The following is a 13,914-nucleotide window of genomic DNA, read 5'->3' as shown; positions in this document are numbered from 1 at the left end:
AAAGTGTCAAGGCTGCGAGGAACGAGCACTCGCCTTGGTCTTGACACTTTGAGATAGCTGCACTACTCGGGCCTTTAAATAAACACGAAAGGTTAGCCGAATTTACAGAAAGAATGTTGCTTTATCCTCTGAGAGGGTTCTTCTCTTTAAACTTTATATTAAACTGTATCACCTCCTGGTAATGGATTGTAAGCCTTGTCTGGATATTTGATGAAAAATTATTTTTCTCTTAGAATAATTCTTATAATTCCAGGATCTTGTAAAATTCTGGCAGGAGGCACTGGCTACAGGCAGCGGATACCGCCGAGATTCCATTGGCAGTGACCGCATGGAACCTTGCTTCCATAACAGTCATTTGCGTAGTTACCGTCATCACTTAACAGCGATGGACAAGGGCCCTGGGCGCAGGTCCAGCAATAGCTATACTCATATTTTTGGGCCTCCTGTCGGAAGCTGGAGTAGCTTTTATCGGTCCAGATTGCCCCTAATGTTTTATGTGAAACATTTCCAAAAGGACGTTTGGTCACATTTGCTTGGCCTCTCAGGATACGGCAGGAATAGCTGTGCCACAAAAAATGGCAGGGCATTACATCGCCGTTGACCGCAATGAACACCGCTTTTTCTTTGAGGAATCGGCATTCTCGGGGAGAGCTTGCCTGAAGGGGAGGGATGAACACCTCAAGACCATGGCTGTCTGCCAACGTTTTGGCACTCTCAATAATTTGTTGAAAGTCCCTTGCGGTGTGGATGTCGCCCTGATGAAGGTCATCAAAATTGAGCTGGATATCATTATTTTTTGCTTCATCAAGCAACCTGGACATTTCATCTCTGAAGAGTTTGGGTGATTGGGTTCCCGCGTGCCGACGGTAGTGGAAGAGTTGTCGGTCAAAGTCCAGTCCTTGGGCTGCACTCTTCGTAGAGTATCTGTTAAAAAGCTCAATTGCCTCGGGAGGATGAGGGTTAAAGAGGTTCTCCTGTTCTGCTGCCTGATCATAGAGAATCAGATGACTTGAGAGAATATACGAAACACCTTTGGAGGCCGCCCACTCTATCAGGCCCGGAAGATCCTCTATGGTCTTTCTGGTCAGAACAATTTCAAGGCCAATGCGAAACGCGCAGGCCAGCTGATCTTTGGCAAAAATGAGATGGTCAACAGCCCTTTGTACCCCATGAAAGGAATGTTCTCCAGGCTTGTGCAGGGCGGGATCATCAAAGGAATCAACGGAGAGACAAATGGTATTCAGCCCTGCCTCAAGGAGCTTGTGGGCAAGGGGCCTGGTGAGTAACAGCCCATTGCTTTGCAGGCCGATGGTGGCATCTGCAGGCAGGTATTTTCGGGCAAGGCCAATGATTTCTGTCAGATCAGGATGCAGCAGCGATTCCCCGATCCCGTTGAGGATAAGGGTGTCCACCTCCGCAAGTGATGGCAGCAGTTTCATAAATACAGCTTTATCCATGTCCTCTTCTGGGATACAGCTTCCTTCGGTGTATTTCACACACATACTGCACTGTAAATTGCACCGGGTGGTGAGTTCGACATACACCTTTTTGGGACTATCTTTGAAGTAAATATTCATAATTTATCATTCTTGTGCAGCGTTGTCTCAAGGACTGTTTTGCCGGTGACAGAAATAGTTGGGCGCGTTTTACCCTCAGCTGATCCGTGGGTGTAGCCGATCACATCAAAATCCTTGCCAATGCGCTGGACCAGGCCTTCATAGTCATCATATTTGGCGCGCATACAGGTGGAAACATGGATAACATTCACTCCGGCCTCTTTCATGGTCTTGAGCTTATAATCCAGGTCGCCCCCACTATGAAAAAAACCGACTAACTCTGTCTCTGTCCCCTGGTATCTTGCAAAACTTTCTGTTTTCCCATTAAAGCTCTTTAAACATCCTCTGCCTGTACATTTATGCGTTGTCTCTTCCCGGACAAGGATTGCTATTTTAATCATTGTTTTCCATGATATATATTGTTTAATACTAGGTAGTTAGAGGTTTTGTTATGGAAAAAATAAAACCCACCGCTCCTCTGTACTTTTGTTGACAGAGGATAGCCTAAAACATTGAGGTAAATTTGTCATTGATCTGTATCAAATACAGGGTGAAGGGGGAGCAACCAAAGGGAGCGGATTATACGATACTGTTGTACTATTACCACAAGGATATTTGGCAAAAACGAACCCTAGAGAAGAGGAACATATGAGCACATATAGCTTTTACCGGGTAGAGAAAAAAGGACATGTCGCATCTGTTTTTTTGAATCGACCAGAAAAGAAAAATGCCATGGGTCCTGCGGCATGGACTGAGCCTGTGGACATTTTTGCGGACCTGGATGCTGATCCCGAAGTAAGGGTAGTGATACTTTCAGGAGAAGGAGTGTGCTTTTCCGCAGGCATTGATCTTGTTGGAATGATACCTCAGCTCCCTGAGCTGATGGAGGGTAAACAGTTTGGCGGTACCAAGTGGCAGTTGCTGCCCAAAATTCAGCTCCTGCAAAAGGGCATCAGTGCCATTGAAAATTGCAGAAAGCCGGTTATCGCGGCAATTCATGGCCACTGTCTTGGGGCGGGGCTGGATATGGTTTCTGCCTGTGATATCCGTCTGTGTTCAGAAGATGCAATCTTTTCCATAAAAGAGGCTGCCGTGGGCTTTGTGGCAGATGTCGGGGTGTTACAGCGTATCCCGCGAATAATAGGTGAAGGTAACGCCCGGGAACTGGCCTTTACAGCAAAGAACATCGGCAGTGTGAGGGCGAAGGAAATTCAGCTTGTCAGTGCTGTCTACTCCGATCACGAGGCCCTGATGCAGGAGGCCAAGCTGCTTGCAGGCGAGATTGCTGCCAACTCTCCTCTGGCTGTGCAGGCCTCAAAGGATGTTATGAACTACTGCGCCTCAAAATCGGTTGAAGATGGCCTGAGATATGTGGCTTCAATCAGTGCTAATATCATTCCGTCTGAAGATTTACTGGAGGCGATGCAGGCGTTTCAGCAAAAGAGAAAACCCGTTTTCACGGGCAAATGATCGACCTGGGTATTTTAGACGTCTGCCCATTCCAGTGTATGAAAATCAAAATCAACCGTGAGAGTTGGTTTGATGATCTTGAAATAGGGGGACACATCAAAATCCCTCGGTGTGAAGAGGCTGTGGTGCCGTATGTGGAGCATCTCCTGGTAACAGTCCCTGCAGGTCGGGTTGTCCTGGTGTCGAACGATACTTTCTGGCAGGATGGGGTAGCGGATCGATTGGAAGGCCTGGGCAATGAGGGAAGAGCAGATCGCCAGGGTGGGATCTCCGCTGCCTAAAGCGAGAAGTTTGCGCCGGTACCGGGCTGGAACAGGGGGTTGCGGCAGAAGATATCTGGCAAGGTCAAAGATGTTGCGCAGATCGTACTGGTGACCGAGCATGTTGACGGCAAAGTTGATGACCGCATCGGTTTCTTCCGGGCTGAGCCCTACAGGCCGGCAGATCCTTGTGTGAAATGAATGGTAGTAAGAGAGTTCGACACAGCGTACCCCATCATTGATATCAGCCTCAATCAGTTGCGGGCGTTGATCGCCCGCTGTTGCGGCAGGTAGCAGCGCATCACCAACATAAAGAGCTGCATGGGACCAGCTGGATTGGGTCAGATATTTAATTGCGGTGCTGAAAATGGTGTTGCCTTCAACAAGCAGGATATCCCCTGGGCGAAGACTTTTGGCAAGCAGAGATGGCGCTGAGGTTGCAACATGAATAGTCTGAGCCCTTGGTCTTGAGAGATAGCGGGCAAGTTTTGAACCAATTTTTCTCAGCATTTTCTCATTGTTGTCCGTGAATAAACCGTCAGTTGCAATGGATTGATGACTATTATCGTTTTATATCATACCTAAATATTGTAATGGCCGATTTTACCGAATCTGCAATCCCGAAGGGTGGCAAGTACGGGAAAAATGCCCATCGAGACAATTCATATAATAAGTGAACTGTTATTTTATTAATAAAACGACATAACTAAAAGCATTTTCTCGTGTTTGACATGCAAATTGAGGTCATAGTTTAATTCTATATTGCTTTTAAAATCGTGTTCAAGAAGCGGTGGGTTTTGACGGTTCATGCGAGGGATTGATTTTTTTTTGCAGCAATTAGGCAAGCTGACGGACGTAGAGATCAGTCGGAGTAGCTGTAAAGAAGAATTTTGTAAAGCAGGCAGATGGCAAAGCGATTGTTGTTTTACAGAGAAAAACACCGTCCAGTGGAGGCTGAACGGTGTCTGGTGGTGCAGACCCAGACTGTATTTAAAAAGGAGGAGAAAAAACAGTCAGAAGGCATGCAAGGCAGCTAAGAAATCAACCGGGATATCTGTCCGCGATATAATCCTTTAAATATTTGTTTTCCACGTGCACTTCTTTCAGGTGACTTTTAACAAGGTCACCTATTGAAATGAGTCCCTTCAGCTCTTTGCCGGCGAAAACAGGGATATGTCGGACCCGGTTTTCTGTCATAATTGCTTCGACATATTCGGTATCGTCGTCTTCACTGCAGACAATAAGGTTGGTTGTCATAATGTCTCCAACCGTGATATCTTTGATGGTATCGTAGTGGTTGACAACCGCCATAAGGACGTCTCTTGCAGCGATAATTCCCAGGATGTTTTCATCTTTATCTACGACCAGCTGACAACCAATACGGTTGGCAGAGAAAATAGACATGGCATCAAATACCGCTGTGGATTTATCAATGGTTACGACCCGGCTTCCTTTTGTAGCCAGAATATCTTTTACTTTCATAGAGAAGCCTCCTGAAATATTTTACCAGCAGATGCAAAAACATAATGCCAACGAGTTGGCTGATGTGTTCCTGTTAATTTCATAATATCATATAACGACAGGGTAGAGAGCAATTGCAAAGACACAGAAGACCAGAGCAAAAGTCCCTGCAGTGGCAAGGGGTGTTCCCTGGATTTCAAAGGTGTCTGTTGCTTCATGGAAATACATATTAATGATCAGTCGAAGATAATACCACATGGAGAGGATACTACTGACCACTCCAAGGACGGCGAGTGTTACCTGGCCTTCGTTAAAGGCACTGGTAATAATATAGAATTTACCCATGAAACCTGCGGTTGGCGGAATGCCCGCCATGGAAAGTAAAAATACAGTGATGGCGGCGGCCGAATAGGGGTGCACCTTGGCAAGACCCTTGAAATCGGCAAAGTCAGCTCGTCTTTCACCTTCTCCGCTGAGGTAGGAAAGTGCTGCAAAGATCCCCAGGGTTCCAACGGCATATGCGGCCAGATAATAAGCGATAACGGAGCCACTGAACTGTTCTGCATTAAGGGCCACCAGAGCAATCAGAAGATAACCGGAGTGAACGATACCGGAGGCCGCCAGCATTCTCTTGATATTATCCTGTCCGATGGCCACAAGGTTACCACCAAACATTGTCAGAATCGCCAGGTAGAAGAGAAAGGTGACCCAGCCACTGTGCATGACGTTGTTCATGGCCAGAAAATTTGCAAAAAGAGCAAAGGCTGCGGTTTTCAAGGCGGTTGCCATAAAGCCGGTTACAGGGGCAGCCGCACCGTCATAAACATCAATGACCCAGGCGTGGAATGGAAAAGCTGCAACCTTGAATAACAGAGCCACCAGGATAAAGAAACTACCCCCAAGCAGCAGGGGAGAAATTTCCCCGGTCATATTGAGAGCAGCGGCAATCGCCATAAATTTAGTGGAGCCTGCGGCCCCGAAGATAAGTGCCGTACCCATGGTAAAAAAGGCTCCTGCAAAGGCACCCAGCATAAGATACTTGAGGATGGCTTCACTTGCCTTTACATTTTGACGGTCGTAGCCAACCAGAATATAAATGGCAAGGGACATGATCTCGATGGCGATAAATGCGGAGATAAGTTCATGTGCCAGGGTGAGGAGTATCATACCGCAGCTGGCAAACATCATGATGGAATAGAATTCCAGGGTACAGAACTGATTAACCTTGAAATAACTGTGCCCGGAGACCGAGGTGAAAAAACCACAACCCAGTATAACGAGACCTGCAGCCATGCTGAAGTTGTTGGCAACCAGCATTCCATTGAAGGTCTGATCGAAAATAGTCACTTCGGGACCACAGCCAATAACCAGCTGGACGAAGAAAGCGACACCATAAAATCCCATGCTGATATAGGATGCGGTTTCCACATTTGTTTTTTCAAAGGTGGACAGAAGCATCAACAGGACGGCTCCTGCGGTAATGATGATCAGTGGGAGTAAGGACAGAAAGTCATGCATAGTGGTTACCCTGTCTTAATTCTTATGGTTGTTATGCCCTGGATTCTGGACGGTTGTATCGGCAACTTGACTCTGGCTCACTGCGCTGATCTGCGCGATATGTTGCTGGGCCGTTGGCTCGATTTTCTCTAAAAAGCTTTGGGGAAAGATACCCATGCCAATGATGAGAAGTATAACTGGTACAAAGGTGAGGATCTCGCCAGTTGTCAGGTCGGCAAAAGAGTCGGTACTCTCTTTACTTTTCTCAAAAAATACCCGTTGGAACATCCATAGCATGTAACAGACTCCGATCACCAGAGTGGTTCCGGCGAGAAATCCTATAAAGGAACTGAACTTAATTGCACCAAGGATAATGAGAAATTCTCCAATAAAGCCACTGGTGCCCGGTAAACCGACTGAGGCAAGCATGGCTATGGCAAAAAAGGTGGCAAAGACGGGAGCCCTGTAGGCAATGCCGCCCAGGCTGTCGATATCTCTGTTTTCAAGCCGCTCTTCCATTAAGCCGACAAAGAGGAACAGGACGCCGGTACTGGTTGCATGGGCGATGATCTGGAAAAGACTTCCAGCCAGTGCCTGGACGTTCAAGCAGAAGACGCCAAGGGCGATGATACCCATATGCGAGGCGGAAGAAAATGCCAGCATCCGTTTCATGTCTTTCTGGGCAATTGCAGCAAGTCCGCAGTACATCATGCCAGCCACCCCGAGCAGTGAGAAAAGGACGGCAAAGCGGGTAAATTCTATTTCAAATACCGGGATTACAAAACGAATAACTCCATACACTCCAATCTTTGCCATGATGGCAGAAAGAACAAAGGTGGCTGAAGTCGGTGCTTCGGTATAACCGTCAGGGAGCCAGGTATGGAATGGAAAAAGTGGGATTTTGATAGCAAAGGCCACCATGAACATGAGAAAGGCCAGGACGGCAAAACCGCCACCAAGGCTGAGTGCACTGAGATCAGCGATGTTAAAGCTCCATTTGCCAAACTGTTCATGGTAGGAGGTGCCGACATAGATGAGGGCAGCCAGCATCAGCAGGGAGCCAGCGATGGTATAGATAGTCAGCTTCAGGGTTGCTGGCAGTCGTTTTTCTCCGCCGTAGATGCCGATCATAAAGAAGATCGGTAAAAGCATAATCTCCCAGAACACATAGAAGAGAATGAGGTCAGTCGCGGCAATTGCCCCGATCATTGCACCCTGGGCAAGGAGGAGATTGCCGTAAAAACCTTTTGTTTTGGTTTTAAAGACACTGAAAACCATGGGGAAGAGAAAGGTCGCTGCCACCAGGACCAGCAGGCTGATTCCGTCAATGCCGAGTGCGTAATTTACCCCAAGGGATGGAATCCACGAATGGTGTTCGACATACTCCATCCCAGATTTTCCGCTGAAGCCAAGGAAGATTTCAATCCCGATAAAAAGAATCACCACGGAAATGATGAAGCCAATGGCTCGGGCGGCTCCTTTGCTGACGGGACAGAGAAGCAGTAACAGACCTGCGAGGATTGGCAAAAAGATCATGACTGAAAGGGCATATTCAAACATTCTTACACCTTACCTAGTTAATCGATTGAGATAAGAAGAAGCTCATAAGACTCAGCCCTATGACCATGTAAATCGCATAGACCCGAACGTATCCAACCTGAAGTACCTTGAAGCCTTTTCCACATTTTTTATAGATCCAGGTGCTCAACTTCACATGGATATCTGTGACGTTAGGCTCAAATATTCTTGAGATAAGCGATCCGATAGCCTTGTAGGGTTGAACGAAAACGGCGTTGTAGATTTCATCCACATAAAATTTGTGGTAACCAAACTTGGCAAAGCCCGTGAATACAGGCTCTTCTGCACCCTGGCTGAATTTTTTGTAGGCAATGGTAATACCAACAACGACAGCCGCGATGCTTGCAAGCATGGCAAACAGTTCAACCCAGACACTGGCGTGGGGATGATGTTCAACAAGGCTTGGGGCGAGCCAGTGGGATACAGACATATGACCACCGAAGATCCCAGGCAGGTTGAGGACGCCGGCAAAAGCGGCACCAGCGGCAAGGATGATGAGTGGTACGGTCATGACCGGCGGTGGCTCATGGGCGTGGTCGTAGGCTTCCTGATCCCGTGGCTTACCATGGAAAACCAGAAAGATCATCCTGAAGGTATAGTAGGCGGTCATTCCAGCCACCGTAACTCCAATAAACCAGATGCCGGGATGTCCTGAGGCAAGGGCTGAGAAAAGGATTTCATCCTTACTGAAAAAGCCAGAGAACGGAGGACAGCCGGCAAGGGCCAGGGCGCCGATGAGCATGGTTGCGTAGGTTGTGGGCATTTTCTTTTTCAGGCCACCCATCTTCCAGATATCCTGCTGATGGTGCAGGGCATAGATGACGGAACCGGCGCCAAGAAAGAGCAGGGCCTTGAAGAAAGCATGGGTAAAGACATGGAAGATACCAGCGGAATAGGCGGCAAGACCAACGCCTGCAAACATGTAACCCAGCTGGCTGACTGTCGAGTAGGCGAGGATCTTTTTAATGTCTTTCTGGAACATGCCAAAAATTGCAGACAGAAGTGCTGTGAGAATACCTACCCAGGCAACAATAGTTCCAGCCGCTGGAACATGTGCATAGATAAAGCTGAAGCGGGCGACCATATAGACACCTGCTGTTACCATGGTGGCAGCATGGATGAGCGCCGATACAGGGGTAGGACCGGCCATAGCGTCTGGGAGCCAGACATACAGTGGTATCTGGGCTGACTTACCACAGGCTCCGACAAAGAGGAGCAGGCAGACAGCAAAGCCAATGCCCGGAGTGAGCAGGTGGGTGTTTTCTTTCAGTGAAAGATAGTCAAAACCGCCGGAGCCGATGGCCCAGAAAAGAAAAGACATCCCAAGTACAAAACCAAGATCACCGATACGGTTGACGATAAAAGCCTTGTTGCCGGCAAGGACATTATCCGTGTCTTTGGTGTAAAAGCTGATCAGCAGATACGAGCAGAGTCCGACACCTTCCCAGCCCACAAACATAACGACGGGTCCGTTGCCAAGCACCAGGATGAGCATGGAGCCAAGAAAGAGGTTGAGGTAGGCAAAGAATTTTCCATAATTCTCGTCTCCTGCCATATAGCCGATGGAGTAGATGTGAATGAGTGAGCCGATAAACGAGACAAAGATCAGCATCAGTGCACTCAACGGGTCGGCAAGAAAACCCATGTCGACATGAAGGTCGCCTATCGCAAACCAGGTAAAGGCGATGTGGCTGAGAAAACGGTCTTCCGGCGCCATGTCTCTGAGGTGAAAGAAAACCACCAGGGCCATGAAGAAAGAGAGCAGGGGCCCGATACAGGCTAGGGTGCTGTAGAGTTTTTCCGGCAACGGTTTCCCGGTACAGGTCATCATGTGTAACAGACCGATGACCAGTGCTCCTGTAAGGGGCAACAGGGGAATCAGTCCAAGATAATTTGCGCTATGTTCCATGAAATCACCCTTTTAAAAGGCTGAATACGTTGGTATCCAGTTTACCTTTGTGCTTGTGAAGCAAAATGACCACTGCCAGGGCAAGTGCTGCTTCTGCCGCGGCAACCGCCATGACCATCATCGCCAGAACATGTCCGTCCATGCTTTCGTGAACTCGAGAGAACACGATGAAAGCAAGGTTGGCAGCATTGAGCATCAACTCTATGGACATGAAGACTGTGAAGACATTTCTTCTCGTAATAACCCCTAAGATTCCAAGGCAGAAAAGAATGACACTGAGAATGAGATAATCGTGAATCACTTGACTAACCTCCTCTTACCCGCCAGCACGACAGCCCCGATGAGAGCGACAAGCAGGAGTAGTGAAACGATTTCGAATGGAAGGAGCCAGTCCTGAAACAGTATCAGACCGACTTCTTTCACTCCGCCAAAGCCGTTGCCCACGATGGTGACCTGGGAATCCGGCAGACCATTGACTATCTTGATGAGAAAGCTGGCGATGGGGATGATGACGGCGATTCCACCGGCCAGGTAGAGAAAGCGTCCTTCTTCGACGGGAAGATCATTGTCCTGAATGTTGAGGAACATGATAATGAAGAGGATCAGTGACATGATGGCGCCAGCGTAGACAATGAGCTGAAGAACAAAGATCAGCTTGGCGGAGAGCAGAGCATAGAGTCCCGCCAGAGAAATCATCGTAACAATAAGGCTCATCGCCCCTTTCATCGGATGACGAAACAGGATCAGCCCCATGGCACCAAGCACAGACAGCGCGGCAAATGCGATAAATAATACCTCGGCAAACATGATATCAAGCGCCCCCTTTCTTGTAATCTTCTTCTGAGTAGGCCCCAGGAGTTGTGAGCAATTCCTCAAGTCCTATAATAAATGATTGTCTGTTGTTATCGGTTACCGAAAAGATCCCGGTATCCATGCGGATTGCATCGAGCGGGCAGGCCTCAACGCAGTAACCGCAGTAAATACATTCCAACAGATTGATGTTGAAACTGGCAGGCATTTTTTCGGCCTTGTCATCCAGTCGCTCTTTAGCGGTAATCGAGATACACTCGGCCGGACAGTTGGTCTGGCACATAAAGCAGGCAACACATTTTACGGTCCCGTCATCGTGCTTGGTGAGCCGGTGACGACCGCGCCAGCGAGCAGGGATTTCGGGTTGTACTTCCGGGTAGTGGCGGACGAGTAATTTTTTATTATCCCGGAGATTTCTCACAAGGTGGCGCAGAGTTCTGGCCATTCCTTTAAAAATTTCGATGAGATAGATTCGTTCAGTGAGGGTTGAACCTCTCCGTTCTATGGTTTTGACTTTTGCTCCCATGTCACCCTCCTTTAGCCGAGCGCCACGACGACGGCGCTTGTAATGAAGATGTTCAGAAGTGCCAGTGGTAAGAGCATCTGCCATCCCAATTTTTGTAACTGATCGTATCGAAAACGCGGTAGGGTCCAGCGTACCCAGATATAGACGAAAATCATCATGGTCACCTTGACAAGAAAGGTGCAGATCTGCAGTAAGGCCACGAAGATATGGGTGGCTGCACCACCTGATTGCATGAGGAGAATTGCCAGAAGCAGCAGTTCAATAATGGCAATCAGACCCCAGAAACACTTGATGTAAACATTTGCTTCAAAGACGCGTGGATCGTTCTCACGTTCATAATGGCTGACGTTGCTTCTTCTGATCCAGCCGGCAAAATAGTACATTACGACAGGCAGACCTATCATCAGGAGAAAGGCAACCGGTTTAGCCAGATGAATAAGGGCCTGGGTGTTGAGAAATGGTATCTGGTAGCCACCGAAAAAGAGGGTGATGATAATGGCGCTTGAGGCAAACATGGCCACATATTCCCCCATGAAGAAGACAGCAAATTTCATGGCACTGTATTCGACATGAAAACCGGCAACGATCTCACTTTCACCTTCTGCGAGGTCAAAGGGGGTTCTGTTACATTCAGCAAAGGCGGCTATAACAAAGATGATAAGACCAAGGGGCTGCAGGACCGCACCCCACATGGGGATGAAACCAAAGAGTAACTGTCCCTGAAACTGCGCCATTTCACTGAGATTCACCGTTCCGTAGACAATCAGCAGACTGACTAAAGAGAGGCCCATGGGAATTTCGTAGCTGATAACCTGGGCTGCTGATCGCAGGCCACCCAGTATGCCGTACTTGTTAGTGGAGGACCAGCCGGCGAGAATGATGCCGTAGACTGAAAATCCAGCAATGGCGAGGAACCAGAGAATGCCGACATCCATGGGAATGCCCTGCATGACATAGCTGTTACCCCCAAGTACCAGGGTATCAGCAAAGGGGACAACAGCAAAGGACATGACCGCACAGAAGAAAACAATAATGGGGGCCAGAACAAAGAAAAATTTGTGCTTGATGTGATCGGAAATAAGGTCTTCCTTGAAAAAGAGCTTAATTCCATCAGCGGCATTCTGGACAAGGCCTGCTGCCCTGAAACCGAAGATAGCGGCTCTGTTTGGGCCGGATCGATCCTGGAAAAACCCCGCTCCCCGCCTCTCCATCCATACGCACACCGCTATAAAACAGAGGGGTACAAAGGCGCTGAACGCGACCCGGATGGCAATCATAAAAATATCAAGCAGTGACATTTGCAGCCTCGCTATCGTTTAGATTCAATCCTTCCGCCGGTATTGTGGCAGGTTGATATTCCTTGAGCATTCCAATGACCTGCTGCAGCTCTGCATATGCCTCAGCAGGAGTCTGCAATGGACAACCAAACTCTGCTGCGACCTCGCAGATATCAAGAAGCTCATTATTTTTGGTTACGGCTTTTTCAAATCTCTGCAGAATATTGTCGCAATTGATCACAGATCCCGAATATTCACTGTAGGAGCGTACCGGGATGGTTATGGTAGCCTGGCCGTTAAAGGCGCTTTCATGGGTGGCACAGACAATTGTTTTTTTGCCTGTAAGCAGCTTGGTTAAGGCATCCTGTTCATAGGAGCGGCTGAGATCACTGGCAAAATTGACAAAGAGATCCGCTTCGCTGACCGCTTTTTCAAAACTCTCTTTTGTTGTATCAATGCCAAGAAGCAGCAGACCTTGTCGGTTGGCGGCTTTATCATCCTGAATGAGGTAATCGTCACCATCTCCTTTTTTGATATAACCGTCGCTGTAGCCTGACAGTGTTGCGCCAAGTTTGGCTGCAAGGGCCTTTACTGCAACCATCTGTTCAAGGCTTGCGTCAGGGGAGATGAGAAAGACCGCTTTTTTGCTCATTTCCAGCTCTTTTTTAGCTGCGGTCAGGACATCACTGATTTCACGTTCGACTTTGCCGATAAAGGCTGCGGTCAATCGGTTTTCGTTTTCGCTCTTGTAGCTTAACCGGCCTTCGTCACAGATAAAATATCCGTTCACCTGTCCGTTGAACCGGGGGCGGAATCGGTAGATGATGTCGTCCTTGTTCTTTTCTTTGTTGTGATCGATGGTGATGCTGCACCCTTTTGAACATCCGTGACAGACTCCAGAGGCCTTTTTCAAAAACCAGACCCGCTGCTTGAAGCGGAAATCACTGCTGGTCATTGCTCCAACGGGACAGAGATCGACGACGTTGATGCCGTAGCGGTTGTCAATCGGTCTGCCCGGGAAGATGTTGACCCTTGCGTCATCGGTCCTGTTGATAATCCCGAGTTCGCCGGTTTTGGTGATCTGGCGGAGAAAGCGGACACATCTGCCGCAGACCACGCAGCGTTCCTGATCGTGGATAACCCCGCCGCCGAAATCCATTTTCTTGTTTTTGGTGACCTGAGGAACCGTCATGCGACTCGGCTTCTGGTCGCAGGACATGTAGTAGTCCTGAAGTTTACACTCGCCAGCCTGGTCGCAGACCGGACAATCGATGGGGTGGTTGATCAGCTCAAACTCCATGACGTCATGCTGAATCTTTTTAATATGCTCAGCGTCCAGGAGGACTTTCATCCCTTCCTGGGCTGGGGTCTTGCAGGCAGGCACCAGAGGTGGTCTGCCGTCTTCTATGCCAACGAGGCACATACGGCAATTTCCATCAGCACCAAGTGCGGGATGGTAACATAGATGAGGTATCTCAATGCCAACGGCACCAACGGCGTCGATCAGGTTTTTTCCTGCCTCGACCTCGACCTCTTCTCCATTTACAAAAAGTTTAATCTTGTCAGCCAT

13 protein-coding genes are annotated in these 13,914 nt (G+C 48.4%); 1 reads left to right on the top strand and 12 read right to left on the bottom strand.

Translation table 11 applies throughout. From position 1 onward, the window contains the following. Positions 1–284 precede the first annotated feature (284 nt). Together FCL48_RS23650 and FCL48_RS23645 are read right to left on the bottom strand one after the other, a co-directional pair. Positions 285–1,577, bottom strand: a complete 1,293-nt coding sequence (locus FCL48_RS23650; protein WP_136876376.1) for a radical SAM/SPASM family putative metalloenzyme maturase — start codon at positions 1,575–1,577, stop codon at positions 285–287. Further along, a complete protein-coding gene (locus tag FCL48_RS23645) occupies positions 1,574–1,957 on the bottom strand; it encodes a CGGC domain-containing protein (RefSeq protein ID WP_205747814.1) in 384 nt (127 codons plus the stop codon). The genes FCL48_RS23650 and FCL48_RS23645 overlap by 4 nt, the downstream gene beginning before the upstream one ends. Before the next feature lie 247 nt (positions 1,958–2,204). Here FCL48_RS23645 and FCL48_RS23640 point away from each other — a divergent pair, with 247 nt between their 5' ends. Continuing rightward, a complete protein-coding gene (locus FCL48_RS23640) occupies positions 2,205–3,026 on the top strand; it encodes a crotonase/enoyl-CoA hydratase family protein (protein WP_136876374.1) in 822 nt (273 codons plus the stop codon). Positions 3,027–3,040: 14 nt separating this feature from the next. Here FCL48_RS23640 and FCL48_RS23635 read toward each other — a convergent pair whose 3' ends face one another. The 10 genes from FCL48_RS23635 to FCL48_RS23590 all read right to left on the bottom strand — a co-directional run bounded on the left by FCL48_RS23635 (position 3,041) and on the right by FCL48_RS23590 (position 13,914). Further along, a complete protein-coding gene (locus tag FCL48_RS23635) occupies positions 3,041–3,796 on the bottom strand; it encodes a YiiX/YebB-like N1pC/P60 family cysteine hydrolase (RefSeq protein WP_136876372.1) in 756 nt (251 codons plus the stop codon). Positions 3,797–4,327: 531 nt separating this feature from the next. Then, a complete protein-coding gene (locus tag FCL48_RS23630) occupies positions 4,328–4,768 on the bottom strand; it encodes a CBS domain-containing protein (protein ID WP_136876370.1) in 441 nt (146 codons plus the stop codon). 87 nt (positions 4,769–4,855) lie between these two features. Next, positions 4,856–6,265 (bottom strand): NADH-quinone oxidoreductase subunit N, encoded by a 1,410-nt coding sequence (locus tag FCL48_RS23625; RefSeq protein ID WP_136876368.1) that lies wholly within the window; start codon positions 6,263–6,265, stop codon positions 4,856–4,858. 15 nt (positions 6,266–6,280) lie between these two features. Continuing rightward, positions 6,281–7,804, bottom strand: coding sequence for a NuoM family protein (locus tag FCL48_RS23620; RefSeq protein ID WP_136876366.1), 1,524 nt, complete (start codon positions 7,802–7,804; stop codon positions 6,281–6,283). A 13-nt stretch (positions 7,805–7,817) separates the two neighbouring features. Continuing rightward, the gene (gene nuoL / locus FCL48_RS23615; protein WP_136876364.1) at positions 7,818–9,731 is read right to left on the bottom strand and encodes an NADH-quinone oxidoreductase subunit L; all 1,914 of its coding nucleotides are present in this window, start codon (positions 9,729–9,731) and stop codon (positions 7,818–7,820) included. Positions 9,732–9,735: 4 nt separating this feature from the next. Further along, the gene (gene nuoK / locus FCL48_RS23610; RefSeq protein ID WP_136876362.1) at positions 9,736–10,032 is read right to left on the bottom strand and encodes an NADH-quinone oxidoreductase subunit NuoK; all 297 of its coding nucleotides are present in this window, start codon (positions 10,030–10,032) and stop codon (positions 9,736–9,738) included. Next, entirely contained in the window at positions 10,029–10,538 is a 510-nt protein-coding gene (locus FCL48_RS23605) for an NADH-quinone oxidoreductase subunit J (protein ID WP_136876360.1), read from the bottom strand. The genes nuoK and FCL48_RS23605 overlap by 4 nt, the downstream gene beginning before the upstream one ends. 4 nt (positions 10,539–10,542) lie before the next feature. Further along, positions 10,543–11,067 carry an NADH-quinone oxidoreductase subunit I gene (locus FCL48_RS23600; protein WP_136876358.1) on the bottom strand — a complete coding sequence of 175 codons (525 nt, stop codon included), beginning with the start codon at positions 11,065–11,067 and terminating at the stop codon, positions 10,543–10,545. Positions 11,068–11,078: 11 nt separating this feature from the next. Then, on the bottom strand, positions 11,079–12,365 hold the full coding sequence (locus tag FCL48_RS23595; RefSeq protein ID WP_136876356.1) for a complex I subunit 1 family protein: 1,287 nt from the start codon (positions 12,363–12,365) through the stop codon (positions 11,079–11,081). Beyond that, positions 12,352–13,914 carry a 2Fe-2S iron-sulfur cluster-binding protein gene (locus FCL48_RS23590; RefSeq protein WP_136876354.1) on the bottom strand — a complete coding sequence of 521 codons (1,563 nt, stop codon included), beginning with the start codon at positions 13,912–13,914 and terminating at the stop codon, positions 12,352–12,354. Before FCL48_RS23590 ends, FCL48_RS23595 begins: the two co-directional genes overlap by 14 nt.

The sequence above is a fragment of the Desulforhopalus sp. IMCC35007 genome (genome assembly GCF_005116575.1).
In the GTDB taxonomy this organism is placed as follows: domain Bacteria; phylum Desulfobacterota; class Desulfobulbia; order Desulfobulbales; family Desulfocapsaceae; genus Desulforhopalus_A.
This window is presented reverse-complemented; position numbering and strand designations above follow the sequence as displayed.

Bases quoted from the DNA above. Each gene is read 5' to 3' on its own strand.
- FCL48_RS23650 (WP_136876376.1), bottom strand. From the start codon at position 1,577: ATGAATATTTACTTCAAAGATAGTCCCAAAAAGGTGTATGTCGAACTC.
- FCL48_RS23645 (WP_205747814.1), bottom strand. From the start codon at position 1,957: ATGATTAAAATAGCAATCCTTGTCCGGGAAGAGACAACGCATAAATGT.
- FCL48_RS23640 (WP_136876374.1), top strand. From the start codon at position 2,205: ATGAGCACATATAGCTTTTACCGGGTAGAGAAAAAAGGACATGTCGCA.
- FCL48_RS23635 (WP_136876372.1), bottom strand. From the start codon at position 3,796: ATGCTGAGAAAAATTGGTTCAAAACTTGCCCGCTATCTCTCAAGACCA.
- FCL48_RS23630 (WP_136876370.1), bottom strand. From the start codon at position 4,768: ATGAAAGTAAAAGATATTCTGGCTACAAAAGGAAGCCGGGTCGTAACC.
- FCL48_RS23625 (WP_136876368.1), bottom strand. From the start codon at position 6,265: ATGCATGACTTTCTGTCCTTACTCCCACTGATCATCATTACCGCAGGA.
- FCL48_RS23620 (WP_136876366.1), bottom strand. From the start codon at position 7,804: ATGTTTGAATATGCCCTTTCAGTCATGATCTTTTTGCCAATCCTCGCA.
- nuoL (WP_136876364.1), bottom strand. From the start codon at position 9,731: ATGGAACATAGCGCAAATTATCTTGGACTGATTCCCCTGTTGCCCCTT.
- FCL48_RS23605 (WP_136876360.1), bottom strand. From the start codon at position 10,538: ATGTTTGCCGAGGTATTATTTATCGCATTTGCCGCGCTGTCTGTGCTT.
- FCL48_RS23600 (WP_136876358.1), bottom strand. From the start codon at position 11,067: ATGGGAGCAAAAGTCAAAACCATAGAACGGAGAGGTTCAACCCTCACT.
- FCL48_RS23595 (WP_136876356.1), bottom strand. From the start codon at position 12,365: ATGTCACTGCTTGATATTTTTATGATTGCCATCCGGGTCGCGTTCAGC.
- FCL48_RS23590 (WP_136876354.1), bottom strand. From the start codon at position 13,914: ATGGCTGACAAGATTAAACTTTTTGTAAATGGAGAAGAGGTCGAGGTC.